At 68.0% G+C, this 18,444-nt stretch carries 19 protein-coding genes; 7 read left to right on the top strand and 12 right to left on the bottom strand.

Annotated features, from left to right (window positions below; all coding sequences use genetic code 11):
- The first annotated feature begins 220 nt into the window (after positions 1-220).
- Complete coding sequence (locus ACQKQD_RS11920; protein WP_091683944.1) at positions 221-424, top strand: CsbD family protein; 204 nt, start codon at positions 221-223, stop codon at positions 422-424.
- Positions 425-595: 171 nt separating this feature from the next.
- Here ACQKQD_RS11920 and ACQKQD_RS11915 read toward each other — a convergent pair whose 3' ends face one another.
- From ACQKQD_RS11915 to ACQKQD_RS11905, 3 genes are all read right to left on the bottom strand, one after another.
- Positions 596-1,018, bottom strand: a complete 423-nt coding sequence (locus tag ACQKQD_RS11915; protein WP_091683942.1) for a DUF2852 domain-containing protein — start codon at positions 1,016-1,018, stop codon at positions 596-598.
- 103 nt (positions 1,019-1,121) lie between these two features.
- Entirely contained in the window at positions 1,122-1,316 is a 195-nt protein-coding gene (locus ACQKQD_RS11910) for a hypothetical protein (protein ID WP_091683940.1), read from the bottom strand.
- Positions 1,309-1,485 carry a hypothetical protein gene (locus ACQKQD_RS11905; protein WP_170855293.1) on the bottom strand — a complete coding sequence of 59 codons (177 nt, stop codon included), beginning with the start codon at positions 1,483-1,485 and terminating at the stop codon, positions 1,309-1,311. The genes ACQKQD_RS11910 and ACQKQD_RS11905 overlap by 8 nt, the downstream gene beginning before the upstream one ends.
- Before the next feature lie 301 nt (positions 1,486-1,786).
- Between ACQKQD_RS11905 and ACQKQD_RS11900 the strand changes: the two genes are divergently transcribed.
- The 3 genes from ACQKQD_RS11900 to ACQKQD_RS11890 are packed head-to-tail and all read left to right on the top strand — an operon-like array spanning position 1,787 to position 4,571.
- Positions 1,787-2,818 carry an ABC transporter substrate-binding protein gene (locus ACQKQD_RS11900; protein WP_091683938.1) on the top strand — a complete coding sequence of 344 codons (1,032 nt, stop codon included), beginning with the start codon at positions 1,787-1,789 and terminating at the stop codon, positions 2,816-2,818.
- Positions 2,819-2,826: 8 nt separating this feature from the next.
- The gene (locus ACQKQD_RS11895; protein ID WP_244527114.1) at positions 2,827-3,687 is read left to right on the top strand and encodes an ABC transporter ATP-binding protein; all 861 of its coding nucleotides are present in this window, start codon (positions 2,827-2,829) and stop codon (positions 3,685-3,687) included.
- Positions 3,684-4,571 (top strand): ABC transporter permease, encoded by an 888-nt coding sequence (locus ACQKQD_RS11890; protein WP_091683936.1) that lies wholly within the window; start codon positions 3,684-3,686, stop codon positions 4,569-4,571. Before ACQKQD_RS11895 ends, ACQKQD_RS11890 begins: the two co-directional genes overlap by 4 nt.
- Positions 4,572-4,588: 17 nt before the next feature.
- Here ACQKQD_RS11890 and nikE read toward each other — a convergent pair whose 3' ends face one another.
- From nikE to ACQKQD_RS11845, 9 genes are all read right to left on the bottom strand, one after another.
- A complete protein-coding gene (nikE, locus tag ACQKQD_RS11885; protein ID WP_091683934.1) occupies positions 4,589-6,244 on the bottom strand; it encodes a nickel ABC transporter ATP-binding protein NikE in 1,656 nt (551 codons plus the stop codon).
- Positions 6,241-7,158, bottom strand: a complete 918-nt coding sequence (locus ACQKQD_RS11880) for an ABC transporter permease (protein WP_091683932.1) — start codon at positions 7,156-7,158, stop codon at positions 6,241-6,243. Before ACQKQD_RS11880 ends, nikE begins: the two co-directional genes overlap by 4 nt.
- A complete protein-coding gene (locus tag ACQKQD_RS11875; protein ID WP_210186910.1) occupies positions 7,155-8,087 on the bottom strand; it encodes an ABC transporter permease in 933 nt (310 codons plus the stop codon). Before ACQKQD_RS11875 ends, ACQKQD_RS11880 begins: the two co-directional genes overlap by 4 nt.
- Positions 8,088-8,091: 4 nt before the next feature.
- Entirely contained in the window at positions 8,092-9,714 is a 1,623-nt protein-coding gene (locus ACQKQD_RS11870) for an ABC transporter substrate-binding protein (protein WP_091683930.1), read from the bottom strand.
- Positions 9,715-10,211: 497 nt separating this feature from the next.
- Positions 10,212-10,754, bottom strand: a complete 543-nt coding sequence (locus tag ACQKQD_RS11865) for a c-type cytochrome (RefSeq protein ID WP_091683928.1) — start codon at positions 10,752-10,754, stop codon at positions 10,212-10,214.
- Positions 10,741-11,985: a sulfite dehydrogenase gene (soxC, locus tag ACQKQD_RS11860; RefSeq protein WP_427508447.1), complete on the bottom strand. Its 1,245-nt coding sequence runs from the start codon at positions 11,983-11,985 to the stop codon at positions 10,741-10,743. The genes ACQKQD_RS11865 and soxC overlap by 14 nt, the downstream gene beginning before the upstream one ends.
- 44 nt (positions 11,986-12,029) lie before the next feature.
- Positions 12,030-13,394, bottom strand: a complete 1,365-nt coding sequence (locus tag ACQKQD_RS11855) for an LLM class flavin-dependent oxidoreductase (protein WP_091681574.1) — start codon at positions 13,392-13,394, stop codon at positions 12,030-12,032.
- Positions 13,395-13,404: 10 nt separating this feature from the next.
- The gene (locus tag ACQKQD_RS11850; protein ID WP_091681563.1) at positions 13,405-14,625 is read right to left on the bottom strand and encodes a monooxygenase; all 1,221 of its coding nucleotides are present in this window, start codon (positions 14,623-14,625) and stop codon (positions 13,405-13,407) included.
- A gap of 120 nt (positions 14,626-14,745) precedes the next feature.
- Positions 14,746-14,961 carry a hypothetical protein gene (locus ACQKQD_RS11845; RefSeq protein WP_427508446.1) on the bottom strand — a complete coding sequence of 72 codons (216 nt, stop codon included), beginning with the start codon at positions 14,959-14,961 and terminating at the stop codon, positions 14,746-14,748.
- A 60-nt stretch (positions 14,962-15,021) separates the two neighbouring features.
- Between ACQKQD_RS11845 and ACQKQD_RS11840 the strand changes: the two genes are divergently transcribed.
- Genes ACQKQD_RS11840 through ACQKQD_RS11830 form a run of 3 tightly spaced genes read left to right on the top strand, consistent with a single transcriptional unit; the run spans position 15,022 to position 18,419 of the window.
- Entirely contained in the window at positions 15,022-16,011 is a 990-nt protein-coding gene (locus ACQKQD_RS11840; protein WP_091681561.1) for an aliphatic sulfonate ABC transporter substrate-binding protein, read from the top strand.
- A gap of 4 nt (positions 16,012-16,015) precedes the next feature.
- The gene (locus tag ACQKQD_RS11835; protein WP_091681559.1) at positions 16,016-17,068 is read left to right on the top strand and encodes an LLM class flavin-dependent oxidoreductase; all 1,053 of its coding nucleotides are present in this window, start codon (positions 16,016-16,018) and stop codon (positions 17,066-17,068) included.
- Between the two features lie 13 nt (positions 17,069-17,081).
- Positions 17,082-18,419: an LLM class flavin-dependent oxidoreductase gene (locus ACQKQD_RS11830; protein ID WP_091681557.1), complete on the top strand. Its 1,338-nt coding sequence runs from the start codon at positions 17,082-17,084 to the stop codon at positions 18,417-18,419.
- Positions 18,420-18,444 lie beyond the last annotated feature (25 nt).

Here is an 18,444-nt window from a genome sequence, read left to right as displayed (position 1 = left end):
GCGTCTCCGAAACGGAAATCGCTCAAGCCAGCGGCCAGCACATTTTCGTAGCCGGTCAAGCGTAGCGCCGCCCGCTACGCGCTACCCTTCGAGTCGATTCGGGCTTCCGCCGGGCGCGCGTCACGACCCTCCCGTGACCGTGACCGACCACGCGGAACGACGCCTGGGCGAGAGCCGCTCCCGGTACCCGTGGCCGCCCTGGTCGCGAAGGAGAACCGCCATGAGCAGCACCACCGACAAGATCAAGGGCCTGGCCAACGAGGCCGTCGGCAACGTGAAGCAGGGCATCGGCAACGCGACCGACAACGACAGGCTGAAGGTCGAGGGCAAGGCGCAGGAACTCAAAGGCGGTGCCCAGAAGGCCACAGGCGACGTCAAGGACGGGGCCAAGCATGTCGCCGATAAGGTCACAGGCAAGGCCTGACGCGTTCGACCCGGGGCAGTTTACGCCCCGGGAGCCCCCTATGGTTCCCCCACCGCTTTCGGCCAAGGCTTCCGCATCTCTGAAGATTTTTCCGACGCGCCAGTGATCTAGAAGCCATACGAGGCAGAAGACCTCCTGCGCGCCGTCCCGCCTCAGGGCCAGTATCGGGTGCTAACCGGGTCGGTGATCTGGCTGGCCGGCGGTTCGGGCTATGTCGGACGCGGTCGCTGGCCCGGTGGGATGTTCCGCCGTGAAGCGCTCGAAGGTCGCGCGATCCGTGGCGCGCTTCAGCTTGTCGACGAAGTCTTCGAAATCATGGAGACGGATTTCAAGATCTCGGCGTTGTGCCTCGATGCGGCAGATCTCGCCGTCGCGCCATTCGTCGAAGGCGGTGTTACCGCTGGTCCGTGCCGAGGTGAACGAGGGCCGCTCGCCGGTCATGGTGCCGAGCCTGAAAGGCCGGCGCAGGTGTTCGAGACCCGGCAGGCCGGACAGCCTGAGATCGCGCCCTACGAGCGCCTGCCGCGCCACGAGGGCGAGGCCGGCGAAGCCGCCGACATAGAGCGCGTCGTGGATCCAGGGCATGATGGGCATGGGACAGCTCCTTGCGCGTGTCGGTGCCGTTTGAGGACGGTTGGAGCATGCCGACATGCCGCTGCCGCAGGCTGAACGGGTCGTTTAAGGTCGGGTTAAGCCATCAGGCCCAGTCGACCGGCCGCACTTCGGTCGGAGCCACGAACGCGGTGAGCCTGTCGAGACCGTCGAGGGGCACGTCGAAGCTGCGGCGCAGGCCCCTGGGCGCGAACTCCAGGCTGACCGTGCCGCCGAGCTCACAGCTGGCCCCGCCGGAGATCAAGCGCGTGCCGAACTCGCGCTTGCCGGTCTCACGCACCGGCGGCCCCCGCGCTCCAGCCATTCCAGGGCGAGCCACCTTGCACCGCTCGCGCCGCAACGATTTTCCAGGCGATGCCGACCTGGCCTGCGTCGGTCGGGAGTTTCGCCAGAGCGAGCACGCCGGTGCGGCGCTGCGACCAAAACATCAACGACGGCATGCGCGCCATGGCGGCTCCGGTTCTCTGCGCAGGGCCATCCCCTTCATGGGCGGCCCTGGGGTGCGCCGAAAGTCGCCCTCTGCACATAAGCCCGATGAACCGTGGACCCCGCTGAGCGAAGCCAACGCGCCGGCTCCCACAGGGTTGGATTTCCACAGTCGAAGGAATTTATAGTTGGAAAATCCACTTGCCTTCATATGAGTAAAACAATCTTCTTGTTGACTGGCCTGCAATAAATAGTCAGACCTGCATCTCTTTTTCGTGAATAAGTCCGTATCTCCGCGACGATACAGGCATTCTGGAGCCAGACATGTTCAATCAGCGCTGGAGCCGGCGTGCGCGCAGGCGGTTTACCCTCATAGTCGGGAGTCTAGCGCTTGCCGGGATGATCGGTCCCGCAGCGGCGGCGGAAGGCCGGCTGCGCATCGCCAAGCAGTTCGGCGTCGTCTACCTGCTCCTGAATGTCATCGAGGATCAGAAGCTCGTCGAAAAGCACGGTAAGGAGGCGGGCCTCGATATCGCGGTCGAGTACATGCAGCTCTCCGGCGGCTCGGCCGTGAACGACGCGCTGCTCTCTGGCTCGGTCGATATCGGCGGGGCTGGCGTCGGACCGCTCTTTACCCTGTGGGACCGCACCCGTGGGCGGCAGGGCGTGAAGGGCGTCGCCTCGCTCGGCAACTTTCCCTACTACCTCGTCAGCAATCGGCCGGGCGTGAAGACCATTGCGGACTTCACCGACTCCGACCGCATCGCCGTGCCTGCGGTCGGCGTGTCGGTGCAGTCGCGCATCCTGCAATGGGCGTCGGCCAAGCTCTGGGGCGACAAGGACTTCGCCAAGCTCGACAAGCTCACCGTCGCGATCCCGCATCCTGAGGCAACGGCAGCGATCGTCAAGGGCGGTACCGAAGTGACGGGTCACTTCGCCAACCCGCCCTTCCAGGACCAGGAACTAGCCGAGAACCCGAACGCCCACGTTGTCCTGAACTCCTATGATGTCCAGGGCGGCCCCTCGTCCTCGACGGTCCTGTACGCGACCGAGCGCTTCTACAAGGAGAGCCCGAAGACCTATGCAGCCTTCGTCGACGCCCTCGACGAGGCGGCGAAGTTCGTCACGGCTAACCCCGAGAAAGCGGCCGACATCTACCTAAGTGCGACGAACAGCAAGCTCGACCGAGAATTTCTTCTTAAAGTGATCAAGAACCCGCAGGTCAGCTTCAAGATCGAGCCGCAGAACACCCTCGGCCTCGGCCAGTTCATGCACCGGGTGGGCGCGATTAAGGCGGAGCCGAAGAGCCTGTCGGACTATTTCTTCGCCAGCCCGCGCACCGCCACCGGTAGCTGAGCAGGCGCATGACCCTGACGGAAACGAGCTTCCGCGTCGTGCCTCCGGAGCCGGAGACCGCGGCCCGGAGCGGCCCGGCCACGGCGTCACCCACCTTGCCAGACCCGCTCCTGCGCATCGCGGGCGTCAGCCTCGAATACCGCACGCCAGCGCGGGTCGTGCGCGCCGCGCATCGCATCGACCTCGACGTCTTCGAGGCGGATCGCTTCGTGCTGCTCGGTCCTTCGGGCTGCGGCAAATCCACCCTGCTCAAGGCCGTGGCGGGGTTCATCCCGCCCATCGAGGGTGAGATCACCCTGGACGGCGTGCCCGTGCGGGGACCGGGGCCGGACCGCATTGTCGTGTTCCAGGAATTCGACCAGCTGCCGCCGTGGAAGACGGTGCTGCAGAACGTGGCCTTCCCTCTGCGCGCCTCCCGCCGCCTCGGCCGGCGCGAGGCCGTGGAGCGGGCGCGGCAGGCCATCGACAAGGTCGGCCTAACGTCCTTCGCCAACAGCTACCCGCACCAGCTTTCCGGGGGCATGAAGCAGCGCGTGGCGATCGCCCGGGCGCTCGCCATGCAGCCCCGGGTGCTGCTGATGGACGAGCCCTTCGCGGCGCTCGACGCCCTCACCCGGCGCCGGATGCAGGAGGAGCTGCTGGCCCTCTGGGACGAGGTCCGCTTCACGCTGCTATTCGTGACCCACTCCATCGAGGAGGCCCTGGTCGTCGGGAACCGGGTGGCGCTGCTCTCGCCCCATCCGGGGCGGGTGCGCAGCGAGATCAACAGCCACGCCTTCGATTTGACGAGCCTCGGCAGCCGCGAGTTCCAGGCCGCCGCCCGGCGCCTGCACGAGCGCTTATTCGAGACCGACGGGAGCGCCGCATGACCGCTTTCGCCACGACAGCGCGGACAGTACCGCCGATCCGCCCGGAGGTCGATCGGGTCCTGCCGCCCTTCGTGGAGGCGCCGGTCACTCGCGCCCTGCCGATCGGCGTGCGCCTCTGGCAGCAGAGTTGGCTGCGTAAGGCGCTGATCCTCGCGATCCTGGCCGTGGCCTGGGAGGGACTGGCGCGGTTCAAGGACAATGACCTCCTGCTACCGGGCTTCGCCGCAACCCTGTCGGCCCTGGCCGAGGGGCTGGCCGACGGCGAACTGATCGAGCGCGTGCGCATCTCCCTCGCCGTGCTGGCGCAGGGCTACGCGATCGGCGCCCTCCTCGCCTTCGGGCTGACGACGCTGGCAGTCTCGACGCAGTTCGGTCGCGATCTGCTCTCGACCCTAACCGCGATGTTCAACCCGCTCCCGGCCATCGCGCTGCTGCCGCTGGCCCTACTCTGGTTCGGGCTCGGCAACGGTAGCCTTGTCTTCGTGCTGGTCCACGCGGTCCTGTGGCCGCTGGCGCTCAACACCTTCGCCGGCTTCCAGGGCGTGCCCGAGACCCTGCGCATGGCGGGCCGGAACTACGGGCTGACCGGGCTCGCCTACGTCTGGCAGATCCTGATCCCGGCGGCGCTGCCGGCGATCCTGTCGGGTCTTAAGATCGGCTGGGCCTTCGCGTGGCGCACCCTGATCGCCGCCGAGCTCGTGTTCGGCGCAGCCTCCGGCAAGGGCGGCCTCGGGTGGTACATCTACCAGAACCGCAACGAACTCTACACAGACCGGGTCTTCGCTGGCCTGCTTGTCGTCATTCTGATCGGTCTCTCCGTTGAAAATGTCGTCTTTGCCACCCTGGAGAGGGTGACGGTACGGCGCTGGGGCGTCGTCCGCTGAAGGACTTCCGCGGCCACTCAAGCCGCATTCCGATTTGGCAGACTGCTCCTCAGGCCCCTGCTTCCAAAAACATCTACGATGCTGCCCTGATCGACGATTTTTCCATCCTGGAACACGAGCACCCGATCGGCGAGGTGCTGAACCACGCCCCAGTCGTGGGAAATGAATAACAAGGCAGTGCCGAGCTGGCTTTGGAGGTCGGCCAACAGATCCAGGATCTGCGCCTGGATGCCGATGTCGAGGGCCGACACCGGCTCGTCGCACACGATCAGCGCGGGCTCGGCGGCCAGAGCCCGGGCGATCGCCACGCGCTGACGCTGGCCGCCCGATAGGGCGCGCGGATGGCGATCGAGTACGCAGCCGTTCAGGCCGACTTGGTCGAGGAGCGCCAGCAGGCGCGCGCGCCGATCCTTCGCGCCCGGGTTCGGGAGGTTCTCGGCCACGATGTCCTCGACGCGGTAGCGGGGATCGAAGCTGCTCAGCGGATCCTGCGGGATGTACTGGAGCCTCCGGCGCAGAGGGCGTCGTCGGGACTCAGGAATACCCGACCAGGACTCGCCGAGCAGTCGCACCTCGCCCGCATCCGGCTCGAGCAGACCCAGGACGATCTTGGCACAGGTCGATTTGCCCGAGCCCGAAGCGCCGATGATTCCGAGAACCTCGCCGGCCCGCACCGTGAAGCTGACCTCCTCCAGAGCGGTGAAGGCGCCGATCTTGCCGGGCGTGGCACGCTGCTGTGCGTAGTGCTTGGCGATGCTTCGAACCTCGAGCACGGGGCGCGGCTCGACGGCCACGCGCGACGGAAGCGGGTCGCGCGTGATCGCGGATGTATCGTGGCCGCAGGCGATCCGCGCCGATGCTAAGCGCCCGCCCCGAGAGGCGAAGGAAGGGGTCGCGGCGAGGAGTTGGCGGGTATAGGGATGCCGGGGCTGCGTCAGGACGTCTTGGGTCGCGCCGGCATCGACGATGCGGCCGGCCCGCATCACAATCACGCGGTGCGCGATCCGTGCCACGAGTGCAAGATCGTGGCTGATCAGAAGAAGGCCGGCGCCTTCCTGGACGCGGGCGGCCAGGACCGCGAGCACTTGTTCCTGGATGCCTGGATCGAGCGCCGTTGTCGGCTCGTCCGCGACGATCAGATCTGGCTCGGCCGCGATGGCGGCGGCGATCAGCGCCCGTTGCCGGAGCCCGCCGGAGAGCTGATGGGCGAACTGCCGGGCCCGCTCGGCCGGCCGCGGCATGCCGACCTTCGCAAGCGTCGCGTGGACGCGCTCCGCCAGCGCGACACGGCTAGAGACCAGCCGGTGCTCGGTGAGCACCTCGCCGACCTCCTGGCCGATCGTCCGCAGGGGATCGAGCGACACCAGCGCATCCTGCATCACGAGACCCGTGAAGGTGCCGCGCAGGTGCCGCCAATCGGCCTCTCGGAAAATGCGCGCATCCCGGCCGTGGATCCGGAACTGCGCCGCCTCCACGCGAGCACCGTCGCCCGCGAGGTTCAGGAGGCTGCGCGCCGTGACGCTCTTACCCGATCCGGACTCGCCGACCAAGGCGACGCATTCGCCCGGATGTATGGCGAGGTCGATGCCCTCGACCACGGGTTCATCCCTCTGGGCTGGGAAGGCGATCGACAGGCCACGGACGTCGACGAGCGGTTCGCTGAGCGCGATCATGCGAGACGTCCCTCATAGCGCTTCTGAAGAACGCCCCCAACGATGCTGAAGGCGATCACCGTCAGTGTGATCGCGAGCCCCGGGAAGACGCCGGGCCACCACGCCACCCGCAGCACGTCACGGCTCTCAGCGAGCATCACGCCCCATTCCGGCGTCGGCGGCTGGGGTCCCAGGCCCAGGAAGCTGAGGCCAGACACGACAAGGATGGTATTGCCGATGTAGATGGTGGCGATCACCGGGACCGCGACCAAGACGTTCGGCAAAACGTGGCGCAGGAAGACCTGGAGGCGCCCGAGCCCGTAGATCGTCGCGTGGGTCACGTAGTCGGCGCCGCGCACGAGCTGCGTCTGCGCGCGCACGACCCGGCCGAATTTCGGGATGCCGGCGATGCCGACCGCGAGGGCGATGTTGGCCATACCCTGCCCCAGGAAGGTGACGACCAGCATGGCGAGCAGCACGCCCGGAAAGGACGAGAGCACGTCGAAGAGACGCGACACCACCTCGTCCAGAAAGCGGCTGCGCAATCCCGCCAGGACGCCGAGAAGCACGCCCACGGCGGCACTGACCGCCATGCCGGCCAGCCCGATCAGGAGCGAGTAGCGCGTGCCGTAGAGGGTCCGGGCGAGCACATCGCGCCCGAGGCGGTCCGTACCGAAGGGGTGGACCCAGCTCGGCGCTTGCAGGGTCTCCGACACGTCTCCGGTGAGGGGGTCGTAGCCGGTGAAAAAGCGTGGCCCGAGAGCGACGAGGGCCAGCAGGATGAGGAATCCGGTCGCCAGGATGAAGCGCGGTGGATGACGCAGCCGGGACCGCGTCGCGCGTCTGACCGGGGCCGACGCGCTGACCGTAGACCCCACGCGATCTTCGGACGAGAGCGCGACCGTGGCGGGCGCAGGGTGAGAGAAGGCGGTCATGCGGCCCTGAGCCTCGGATCAATGAGGAGATAGAGGATGTCGAGGAGGGTCGAGGCGGCGACGTGGATGAGGGCAGCGAGCAGAACCACCGCCAGCACCACCGGTACGTCGTGGGTCAGGACCGCCCCGAGCGTCACCGTGCCGAGCCCCGGTCGGCCGAACACCTTCTCGGTGATGACGGCGCCGCCGAGCAGGCCGCCGATCAGCCAGCCTCCGAGGGTCACCGCCGGGAGAAGAGCGTGGCGCAGAACGTGGCGGGTCCGGATCGCGGTCTCGCCGACGCCGCGGGCCCGGACCGTGGTGACGAAGGGCTGATCGAGGGCCTTCTCCATCGCCTCGCGCAGGACCTGGGCCAGGAGTCCGGCGGTCGGCAGGGCGAGAGCGATGGCCGGTAGAACGAGGGCGTTCCAGCTCTTGGCGCCCGCCACCGGGAACCAGCGCAGGGTGAACGAGAACGCCATCAGCAGAAGGATGCCGAGCCAGAAGACCGGCGTGGAGGCCGCGACGAGTTCCAGGCTCGAGGCGAGTCCGCGGGCGATGCGCCCCCGTCCGGCCGTCGCGAGCGCGAGCCCGGCAGCCAGCACGACGGCCAGCAGCCCCCCCGCAAGTGCGAGTTCGACGGTCGGCCCCAGCTGGGAGCCGACGACCTCGATGACTGGCCGGCGCAGCACGTAGGAGGTGCCGAAATCGCCGTGGGCGATGCGGAGCAGGAAGTCGGCGTATTGGGCCGGCAGGCTCCGGTCCAGACCCCACTCGGCGGCGATCGCCTCGCGCAACCCGGGGAAATCAACGTCGCCCGCGAGAATATCCTCGATCCGGCCCGGCAGGGCGTGAAGCGCGACGAAGGTCGCGGTCACGCTTGCCCAGGCGACCAAGAGGCTCGTGGCCAGACGGCTCAGGATGCGGACCGTGATCGAGCGTACCGCCATCGGCTTATTCCCCGGAAAGCCAAACGTCGTAGCCGTTGGCGGGCGAGTCGAGGCCGGCCTCGAAGCCGAGGCCCTCGACGCCCTTGCGGGCCGCTAGAAACCAACTCGGCGCGAACAGCGGCACGATGTACGCCTTCTCGATGCCGAGCGTCTGGATCCGGTCGGTGAGCGCGCGCTTGCGCACGAGATCCGTGGCGGCGAGTGCCTCGTCGACCAGTCCGGTGATCTCCGGGTCCGGGTTCGGAATGTTGGTGTAGAGGAAGCCCTTCGAGCCGAGCATGTCCCAGAGTTCGCGGGCGGCATCAGAGGGATTGTCGGTGTTGGGGTAGATCGCCCAGGTCCCGGCGGCGTTATTCTTGGCGTATTCGCCCGCCGTGATTATGCGCAGGTTGAGATCGAGGCCGATATTCTTGCGCACCGCGGCTTGGATGCCCTGGATCAGCACCTCGCGATTGTCGCGCACGTAGGGCTGCGGATAGCCGACCTCGATCGTCAGGCGCTTGCCGTCCCGGGTGCGGAACCCGGCTGGATCCCGGCCAGTCCAGCCCGCCTCGTCGAGAAGCCGGTTGGCGCCAGCGACGTCCCGGCCCCAGCCGCCGATCAGCGCACGGTTGAAGGCTGGGTTGTCCGGGCCGATAATCGACCACGCCCGCGGGACTGTGCCCAGATAGACCTGGCGCACGATCGGCTCGGGGTCGAACCCGTCGCGCAGGGCGCGCCGCACGCGGACGTCGTCGGCGGGCGCGCGGGTGTAGTTGACGTTGAGGGTGAAGGCCGTGCCGGCGCCCAGCGGCCCCTTGAGCAGGGTGAAGTCCGGCTGATCGGCGAACAGCGGAGCATCCGTCGGCTGCACGCCCTCGATGACGTCGAGCTGGCCCGAGGAGAGAGCGCCCGCCCGTACCGCCGCCTCCGGCAGGAAGCGGATCGTGAAACCATCGAGATAGGCCGGGCCGGAATGGGCAGCGTAGCCGGGCGGCCACGCATAGGCCGTGTTGCGGGTGAACCGAGCCGATTGGCCCCGCACGTAGTCCGCGAACACGAAGGGGCCGGTACCGGCAAGTGCCGGGCCGCCGCCGCAGAGATCGCCCTTGGCAAGAGCCTTCGGCGAGATGATCCCGAGCTTCACGTTGGAGACGGATTCCAGGAAACTCGAATCCGGCCGGGCGAGGATCAGTCTCACTATGTTGGGAGCGACGACCTCGGCCCGCGCGTAGCGGTCGAGTAAAGAGGCTGCGTTAGCGGCGTTCTCCGGCTTCTTTACGAAGTCGAAGTTGGCCTTCACCGCCTCAGCATCGAGCGGCACGCCGTCGTGGAAGATGACGCCGTCGCGAAGCGTGAAGGTGTAGGTCAGGCCGTCCGGCGTGATCGACCACTCCGTGGCGAGCCAGGGGGCGAAGCTCCCGTCCGCGCGCTTGGCCACCAGGGAGTCGATGTAGTTCCGGGCGACGAAGAACGCTGCCTGCTGGGACGACCGGTGCGGATCGAAGCAACTTGGCTCGGTCGCGACGCCCCATGTGATCGTGCCACCGGACTTCGGGGCCGGACCGGACGGCGCCGCGTAAGCTGGCCCCGCAAGCCAAACAGCGCAGGCGGTGAGTGCCGCGGCGCGGTGAACTATCTTTTGCATCAGATTTCACCAAGCCAATCTTATGCGCGCCAGATCAGTACATTGGCGCGACATTGTTTCTTTCAAAGCGATCAAAATCTCGGATTGAAAGCCCGGATCGGTGCGCCGACCATTGGCAGATGTGTAAGATGCAACGCTGCCGCCTGGCAACGCGCGATGTCCCGTTTTCATTGATCTGATAGAATTTTGTATTCTGTTGATCGTTATATTCTCGGTTCTTGGATGGAATTGCTAATATGATCGTCGGCGAGGCATATTTATTTTGGCCGATCCGGCGGATCTTCGGCGCATGTGGCGACAATGCGGATCGCCGGGCACCGTACCGCTCGACGGTCTTGTCTCGAAGACGTGGTGCCTCTGGGGCTGGCCGCGATCGGAGTGGCTACCGAGTGCGCAGCGAGATCTAAGCAGGGTGACCGATGCTGCGAACCTGACGGCCAGACTTCCTCATGACCGGCGTATCGCCCGAGGATCATGATACCGTCGATCAGGTCCGGTCAGGGCCTTACATCCGGCCTTGGGTCCGGGACGAACCCGTCACGGTTCGGCATGCGAACGGCCGCCAAGGATCTCGCGTCGAGCACGGCCCCCTCCGGAACCAGCCCGTTCAGGTGAAGGACGTAGCCCGAGACGGCATAGACATCGTCATCGCTGAGAGATTGCGGGGCATTCATCGGCATCGCGCGGCGAATATAATCGAACAGCGTCGGTGCGTAGGGCCAGAAGCTGCCGACGGTCTTGACCGGCCTCGTCGAGCCAAGCGTACCCTGCCCACCGACGAGCCGTTCCCCGATCCCGCCTTCGCCCCGAGCGCCGTGGCAGGACGCGCACTGCGCCTCGAAGACATCGCGGCCGTGGGCGACGCTGCCGCTTCCCGGCGGAAGCTTCCGGCCGTCCCGGTCGACGTCGATGTTCCAGGCAGCGATCTCCGGCTCCGTCGCCGGATGGCCGATCCCGTAGCGCTCAGCGGACAGGGCGCCGCCGGCGAAGCCGAATATGAGAGCGACGCCGACGAGAGAGCCGAACCTACGCGTAGCCATTGGCGACCTCGCCGTCCGCCGCGATGAGCCAGGGCACGACGGCGTTGTTGTGGTAGAAGGACTTGAGACCGCGCACCGCCGTCAGGTCCTCGAAGCTCGGCTGCACATAGCCGGTCTCGTCGATCGCCCGACTCGCGATGGTCGTCGGCGTCCCGTCCCAAGTCCAAGGTAGGCGGAACCGCGTCAGCGCCCGGTTGAGCACCGGCTCCTGCAGGGATGCGTCCTGCCAAGTCCTTCCGCCGTCGGTCGTGACCTGCACGCCGCGGATTTTGCCCCGCCCGCTCCAGGCAAGGCCAGTGATCTCGTGAAAGCCGGGGGCGATCCGCTGCGTGCCCGAGGGCCGCGTGATGATCGACTTGGCCTCCATCACGAAGGTGAATTGCCGCGCCGTGCCGTCCGGCATCAGGTCGGTGTACTTCGACGTCTCCTCGCGGGAATAGGCCGGCTCCGCCGTGACGTTGAGCCGGCGCAACCACTTCACGCTCATGTTGCCCTCGTAGCCGGGCAGCAGCACCCGGAGCGGGTAGCCCTGCTGGGGGCGCAGCCGCTCGCCGTTCTGGCTGTAGACCAGCAGGGCGTCGTCGAGGCACTTTGCGATCGGGATACTGCGGGTCAGCGCGGCGGCGTCCGCGCCCTCGGCCACGACCCACCGCGCGTCTGGCTTGAGCCCGGCCTCCGCCAGGACCGTCGCGAGGCGCACGCCGGTCCATTCGGCGCAGCTGACGAGGCCGACGAGGTCCGACGCCGTCTTGCCCTTGATCGCCTCGAAGCCCGGGTTGCCCGAGCATTCGAGAAAGTAGATGTGCGACTCCGACGGGAAGCGGCGGATGTCGTCCATCGTCAGGATGAGCGGCGTCTCGACGAGTCCGTGGATCATCAGCCGGTGCTGGGCTGGATCGATGTTCGGGATGCCGCCGTGGTGGCGCTCGTAGAACAGGCCGTTGGGCGTCAGGATGCCGTCGAGATCCTGCAGCGGCGTGCGGCTCGACGCCGAGATGTACTGCTTCAGACCCTTCGGGACGTTGCGGATGACGCCCTCCTCGAAGCGCGAGGGCTGGCCGTAGGTCTGGCTGCCGACATCGGCGCCGGGGGCCTTCATGCTCTCTGGTATACCGGGCGGGCTCGCTTCCTCTGCCCGGGCACCGTGTCCTGCCACCATCCCGACGGCGGCGGCGACCCCACGTCGAAGGAAGCGCCGTCGTGCCGGTATGGTCGTGTTGTCGTCGGTCATGGCTAGTTGATCCGAAATCGAACGTGTCTCCAGCCTGATCATAGTCATGCCGCGCCCCGCACGGACGCATCGTGCCGCGCGTAGAACCGGTCGGCGGGACGCGGGAGGCCAAGATGCTCGCGCAGCGTCGCTCCCTCGTACTCATTCCGAAACAGGCCTCGGCGCCGCAATTCTGGGAGCACGAGGGAGACGAAATCGTCGAGCCCGCCGGGCAGGGTCGGCGGCATGATGTTGAAGCCGTCTGCGCCATGGGCCTCGAAGCGCTCCTGAAGAGCGTCGGCGACCTGGACCGGCGTACCGACGATCGTCCAGTGTCCCCGGGCGCTGGCTGCGCGAAGGTAGAGTTCACGAATCGTCAGGCCCTCCCGCCGGGCGAGGCGCAAGAAGAGGTCCTGGCGGCTCTTGCCGCCGTTGGTCTCGGGCATTTCCGGAACGGGGGCGTCGTCCGGGTAGGCCGACAGGTCGGCGCCGGTGAGCTGCTCCAGGAGTGAGCGGCCGACCACCGGGTGGATCAGATCCTGCAGCGAGGCGAACTTGTCCTGCGCCTCCGCCTCGGTCCGACCGACCACCGGGAAGGCGCCCGGCATGATTTTGAGGTGGTCCGGATCGCGGCCCTGATCGGCCATTCGGCCCTTTACGTCGGCGTAGAAGGCGACCGCATCCTCCAGGGTCTGCTGCGCGGTGAAGATCACCTCGGCGGTGCGCGCGGCGAGCGCCTTGCCGGCCTCGGACGAGCCCGCCTGCACGACCACCGGATGCCCCTGCGGCGGGCGGGGAACGTTGAGGGGGCCACGGACCGAGAAATGCACGCCCTCGTGGGCCAGCAGATGCAGCTTGTCCGGATCGAAGAAACGCCCAGCCTCGCGGTCGCGGACAAAAGCGTCGTCCTCGTATGAATCCCACAGGCCGCGCACAACGTCGACGAACTCTTCGGCCCGGGCGTAGCGGTTGGCATGGGCGAGGTGGCTCTCCCGGCTGAAGTTCCAGGCTTCCCGCGGATCAGCTGAGGTGACGAGGTTCCAGCCCGCCCGGCCGCCGCTCAGATGGTCGAGAGAGGCAAATTTGCGGGCGACGTGGAACGGTTCGTTGTAGGTGGTCGAGGCGGTGGCTACGAGACCGATGCGCTCGGTCACCGCCGAGAGGTGCGATAGCAGGGTCAGCGGCTCGAACTGGCCGACATAGCGGATCGCTGTCCGGCTCAGGGCGTCGAGATCGTCGCCCCGGATGCTGACGCCGTCCGCGAGGAAGATCAGGTCGAACTTCGCCGCCTCGGCCGTGCGGGCAAGGCGCCGGTAATGGGCGGCGTTGATCCCAGCATCGGCTTCGGAGGACGGATGCCGCCACGCGGCGACGTGGTGGCCGCCGGGATACAGGAAGGCGCCCAGGCGCATGTGGTCGCGACGTGCCATGCCCGCCACCTCACGCCGATCCGACGCGGTACTGCCGCGGCGGCGCCTCGCCGGAGATCGCGAAGGCGCCGACCGTGCGGTCGCGGTAGATCCGTGGATTGTGGGAGGCGATGGTACGGGCGTTGCGCCAGTACCGGTCGAGGCCGGCGCCCACCTTCACCGCCGAGGCGCCCAGGGCGTCGAACAGGCTCGTCGTCGCGGTCAGAATCAGATCGGTCACCACGCCCACCGCCTGGTTGACCTCGACATCGGCCAGCGTCACCTCGCGCTCTGCGTCCGGCGATCTGGCCCGGTGCGCGTCGTACACCCTCTGGATCGCCTCGGCGGCCTTGAGCACGACGGCGCCCGCCGCATAGGCGTTCGCGCGGACACGGCCCACCACCGCCTGGATCTGCGGATCGTCGGCGGTACGCCCGGCATTACCGTGGCTGTAGACGCGGGTCCGCTCTGCCACAAGCCGCGCCACGTCGTCCGCTGCCGCCCGGCCGATGCCTGCAAGCGTCGCCAGATGCACCAGTTGGAAGAACGCCATCGCGTAGGGGAAGCGGGCTGGGTCAGGCTTGATCAGCGCGGGATCGAGCGCCACCCCCTCGAAGGTCGCGGTGCCGCTGGCGGTGAGCGCCTGCCCGAACCCGTCCCAATCGTCCACGATAGTGACGCCCGGGGCGCGCACCGGCACGGCGGCCGTCACCGCCCCGCCGGCCTCATCCTCGGCCGAAAGGTGGATGTAGTCCGCGAAGAGCGAGCCGGTGGTGTAGAACTTCCGCCCCTCGACCACGAGACTGCCGTCGCGCCGCCGCACCTTCGTGTCGAACGCGCCGACCTTGGCCGGACCTGTTTCCGAGACACCACTGCCGATCGTCTCGCCCGCGCCGATCCGCTTTATCCAGGCTGCGCGCCATTCTGGCGTGGAGGAGCACAGCGCGTCTTCAGTGAAACCGAAATGTGCCCGCAGCGCATTGGTGACGTTCGAATCCGCGGCCGACAGTTCAATGAGCAGAGCGAAGAGTTCGGGCAGACTGGCGCCGTGGCCGCCTTCCTCGGGGGCCAGCCGCAGGGTGGTGAAGTTCGCTTCCCGCAGCCAGCCGATCTCGGCGTGTGGCAGTCCGCGGGTGCGATCCCGCTCGACGGCGGTGGCGCGGATCTCGGAAAAAACAGGGCGGAATTTGTCCGCCAGGGCTTCGTAGCGCGCGCTTGGCCCCGCACCCCAGCCCGCATCCGTTTGCGACATGGCTTCGACTTTCCGAATCCCGACACCGCCCCGCGGGCGTTTGCCAGAGGAATCGGCGAGGCGTTCCGCTATCTCAAGCCTGATTTTTCATTTGACACTAATTTTGGGATTAACGCATCTTCAGCCGCCTAACACGAGAAGTTTTATTTCTTGATGACGGAAATTGACAAAAGTACATTCTCCTCCAAAAAACCCGCAAATCCTTTTAGGATTTTGCCATGGCCGCAGAGACGAAAAGAAATATTTCTTCCCCAAACGGTTTTGCAGAGCGGAAATCTCCCATGCGCGCCACAAATCGAAAACACGTTTCATTGACCCGGTGTATCCTGTCGGCATTCAATAGATCCGCTTCGTGGCTACCAGGCCCTGCTTCTTCTTCCGCTTCGCGAGCGTTTGATGACCGACGACACAACGGGCCGGTTCGGCCCCTCCCGCCGCACGCTTCTGCGCGGCGGGCTCGGCGGGGCGGCTGCCTTGGCGCTAGGTGCCCCGGCTGTGCGCGCGGCGCCTCGCGAGCTGAAGATCAGCATGCAGCGCTCGTCCGTGCTGTTCACCGTGCTGAAGGTGAAGGGGACGCTCGCCGAGCGCTTGGCGCCCCTGGGGTTCACGCCGAGCTGGCACCTGTTCACCAGCGTGATCGAGCCCATGTCGGCAGGCGCCGTCGACATCCACGCCGACGTCGCTGACGCCGTCCCGATCTTCACCCAGTCCGCCAAGGCACCGCTGACCTTCTACGCCCGCGAGCGCGGCGCGCCCGCCGCCGAGGCGATCATCGTGCCGGCGGACTCGCCGATCCGCACGATCGCGGACCTGAAGGGCCGCACGGTCGGCGTCTCGCGGGGCTCGGGCAGCCACTACGTGCTCGCCGCCGCCCTGAAGCAGGCGGGCCTGAGCTTCGCCGACATCAAGCCGGCCTATCTCCAGGCGCCGGAGGGTGCGGCAGCCTTCGAGCAGGGCAGCCTCGACGCGTGGTCGATCTGGGACCCGTTCCTCGCCTTCGCACAGGCCAAGCGTCCGGTGCGGGTCATCGCGGACGCCACCGGCCTGACCAGCTACCACCGGTACTACCTCGTCAACGACAGCTTCGTCGCCGCGCAGCCGGATGTCGTAGCCACCGTCTACGGGGCGCTGGTCGAGGCCGGCGCCTGGATGCGGGCGAACCCGCAGGAGGCGGTGGCGCTCCTCGCTCCGATCTGGGGCGACCTGCCGCCCGCAGTCGTGGCCGCCGCCAACAGCCGCCGCACCTACGCGGTCGAGCCCGTGGAGCGCGCACAGCTCGGCGAGCAGCAGGCCATCGCCGACGTATTCTACGAGGCCAAGCTCATTCCCCGCCGGATCGACGCCACCGACGTGCCGATCTGGCAGGCCCCCGTAGGCCGGGGCTGAGGCCATGGTCGGAACGACCGACACGCCCCGCTTCGGCATCTGGGCGGCCGTGCACGGCTCCAGGGCATCCCATCACGACCCCGACGAGCCGGACGACGCCAGCTGGGACCGCAATCGCGCCCTGGTCCTGGAGGCCGAGGCCCTGGGCTTTGACTCCGTGCTGGTCGCCCAGCACACGATGAACCCCTACGACGGGGAACGCGACCAGCTCGAGGCATGGACGGGAGCGGCCGCGCTCGCGGCGCTCACCCGGCGCATCGAGATCATCGCGGCGATCAAGCCCGGTCTCTACCACCCGGTCGTGCTCGCCAAGATGGCGCTCCAGATCGAGCACATCAGCGGCGGCCGCTTCGCGCTGAACCTCGTGAACGCGTGGAACCGGGCCGAGTTCGAGCGGGCCGGCCTGCCGTTCCCCGCGCACGACGACCGCTACGCCTACGGCCGCGAGTGGATCAGCATCGTGGATCGGCTGATGCGCGGCGAGCGCGTCACCGGCGTGGGCGCGCATTTCCGGGTCGAGGATTACCAGCTCCGCCCCGCCGGCACGTTCCGGAAGCGACCGACCATCTATCTCGGCGGCGAGTCCGAGCCCGCCCGGGCGCTGGCCGCCGACCACGCGGATGTCTGGTTCATCAACGGCCAGCCGTTGCCCGAAGTCGCCGCCCTGATCGCCGACGTCGCCCGCCGGCCCGCCTCCAACGGCCCGCTGCGCTACGGCCTCTCGGCCTTCGTGATCGCCCGGGCGACCGACGCGGAGGCAGAGGCAGAGCACGCGCGGCTCCTCGCCCTGGCGCAGCGCGACGCGGACCTTCGCGCCGACACCCGCGCCCGCACCGACCAGGCCAGCGTGATGTTCGCCAAGACCGACGCCGCCGCCAGCCGGCATGTCGGCACCAACGGCGGCACGGCCGCCGGGCTGGTGGGCAGCTACGCCACCGTGGCGGAGCGGATCCGGGCGTTCCACGCGGCCGGCATCGACCTGTTCATGCTGCAGTTCCAGCCGTTCGAGGCGGAGATGCGCCGCTTCGCCGAGCAGGTCCTGCCGCGCGTCCGCTGATCCGGAGACTTCGATGAGCGCACGCACGCTGCATCTCAACGTCAACCTGCTGCATTCGGGCGTCTACCCGTCCGCGTGGCGGCTGCCGGACAGCCGGCCGGACGCCTTCGTCGACATCGACCACTTCGTTCGCGTCGCCCGCGTCGCGGAGCGGGGCAAGCTCGACGCGATCTTCCTGGCCGACACGCCGGCGATCAACGACCGGATCGACTACCGGCCGTTCAACGCCCTCGAACCCACGGTGGTGCTGGCGAGCGTCGCGGCAGCGACCAGTCATGTCGGCCTCGTGGCGACCGCCTCGACGACCTACAACGAGCCCTACAACCTCGCCCGCCGCTTCGCGAGCCTCGATCTCGTCAGCCGCGGCCGTGCCGGCTGGAACGTGGTGACCACCGCCGACGCCGCGGCGGGCCGCAATTTCGGCTTCACCGGGGCCTCGGAGCACGGCGCCCGCTACGCCCGGGCGCGGGAATTCACCGAGCTGGTTCACGCCCTGTGGGACAGTTGGGAGGACGACGCGTTCGTCGGCGACAAGGCGGGCGGGCGGTTCGTCGACATCGGGAAGGTCCACGCCGTCCGACACCGCGGCGCCCACTACGCGGTCGAGGGACCGCTGACCGTGCCGCGCAGCCCGCAGGGCCGCCCGGTGACCTTCCAGGCGGGCGGCTCGGAGGACGGGCGCGAGCTCGCCGCCGCCACTGCCGACGCGGTGTTCTCCCTGGCCCAGACCATTGATGACGGTGCGGCCTACGCCCGGGACCTGCGCGCCCGCGCGGCGCGCTACGGGCGCGGACCGGACGCGCTGGTCATCCTGCCCGGCCTCGCCACGGTGATCGGCTCCACTGAGGCTGAGGCGCGCCGACGCCAGGACGCGCTCTGGGACCTGGTGCCGGTCGAGTACAGCCTCGCGCGACTCGCCGGGACGCTGCGGATTGATCCCGCGCTGCTGGACCTCGACCGACCGCTTCCGGACCCGCTGCCGCTCCCGCCGGATGCCAACCACACGATGTTCCTCGGCACCGTGGCGCTTGCCCGGCGGGATGGCCTGACCGTGCGTCAGCTGCTGCGGGCATTGGGTGGCGGCGTTGGCCACCGCATCGTCGTGGGGACGCCGGAGGCGATCGCCGACGACATCGAGGCCTGGTTCCGGGCTGGCGCGGCCGACGGCTTCAACCTGATGCCGGACGTACTACCGGACGGGCTGGAGACCTTCGTAGACGCGATCGTTCCGATCCTCCAGCGGCGCGGCCTGTTCCGACGCGACTACGCGGGCGCGACGCTGCGCGATCACCTCGGCCTCCGAAGGCCTGCGAGTCGCTACGCGGCCGAGGGTGCCTCGCTCTCCGCATGATGCGGCGAGCTGCCGATCGGTCTTA

The sequence above is a fragment of the Methylobacterium sp. NPDC080182 genome, from assembly GCF_050281105.1.
Lineage (GTDB): Bacteria > Pseudomonadota > Alphaproteobacteria > Rhizobiales > Beijerinckiaceae > Methylobacterium.
Note: the sequence above shows the minus strand (reverse complement) of the source record. Positions and strands in the feature narration are given on the sequence as shown.

Coding starts and splice junctions, on each gene's coding strand:
- ACQKQD_RS11920 (WP_091683944.1), top strand. CDS start 221: ATGAGCAGCACCACCGACAAGATCAAGGGCCTGGCCAACGAGGCCGTC.
- ACQKQD_RS11915 (WP_091683942.1), bottom strand. CDS start 1,018: ATGCCCATCATGCCCTGGATCCACGACGCGCTCTATGTCGGCGGCTTC.
- ACQKQD_RS11905 (WP_170855293.1), bottom strand. CDS start 1,485: ATGGCGCGCATGCCGTCGTTGATGTTTTGGTCGCAGCGCCGCACCGGC.
- ACQKQD_RS11900 (WP_091683938.1), top strand. CDS start 1,787: ATGTTCAATCAGCGCTGGAGCCGGCGTGCGCGCAGGCGGTTTACCCTC.
- ACQKQD_RS11895 (WP_244527114.1), top strand. CDS start 2,827: ATGACCCTGACGGAAACGAGCTTCCGCGTCGTGCCTCCGGAGCCGGAG.
- ACQKQD_RS11890 (WP_091683936.1), top strand. CDS start 3,684: ATGACCGCTTTCGCCACGACAGCGCGGACAGTACCGCCGATCCGCCCG.
- nikE (WP_091683934.1), bottom strand. CDS start 6,244: ATGATCGCGCTCAGCGAACCGCTCGTCGACGTCCGTGGCCTGTCGATC.
- ACQKQD_RS11880 (WP_091683932.1), bottom strand. CDS start 7,158: ATGACCGCCTTCTCTCACCCTGCGCCCGCCACGGTCGCGCTCTCGTCC.
- ACQKQD_RS11875 (WP_210186910.1), bottom strand. CDS start 8,087: ATGGCGGTACGCTCGATCACGGTCCGCATCCTGAGCCGTCTGGCCACG.
- ACQKQD_RS11870 (WP_091683930.1), bottom strand. CDS start 9,714: ATGCAAAAGATAGTTCACCGCGCCGCGGCACTCACCGCCTGCGCTGTT.
- ACQKQD_RS11865 (WP_091683928.1), bottom strand. CDS start 10,754: ATGGCTACGCGTAGGTTCGGCTCTCTCGTCGGCGTCGCTCTCATATTC.
- soxC (WP_427508447.1), bottom strand. CDS start 11,985: ATGACCGACGACAACACGACCATACCGGCACGACGGCGCTTCCTTCGA.
- ACQKQD_RS11855 (WP_091681574.1), bottom strand. CDS start 13,394: ATGGCACGTCGCGACCACATGCGCCTGGGCGCCTTCCTGTATCCCGGC.
- ACQKQD_RS11850 (WP_091681563.1), bottom strand. CDS start 14,625: ATGTCGCAAACGGATGCGGGCTGGGGTGCGGGGCCAAGCGCGCGCTAC.
- ACQKQD_RS11845 (WP_427508446.1), bottom strand. CDS start 14,961: ATGCCGACAGGATACACCGGGTCAATGAAACGTGTTTTCGATTTGTGG.
- ACQKQD_RS11840 (WP_091681561.1), top strand. CDS start 15,022: ATGACCGACGACACAACGGGCCGGTTCGGCCCCTCCCGCCGCACGCTT.
- ACQKQD_RS11835 (WP_091681559.1), top strand. CDS start 16,016: ATGGTCGGAACGACCGACACGCCCCGCTTCGGCATCTGGGCGGCCGTG.
- ACQKQD_RS11830 (WP_091681557.1), top strand. CDS start 17,082: ATGAGCGCACGCACGCTGCATCTCAACGTCAACCTGCTGCATTCGGGC.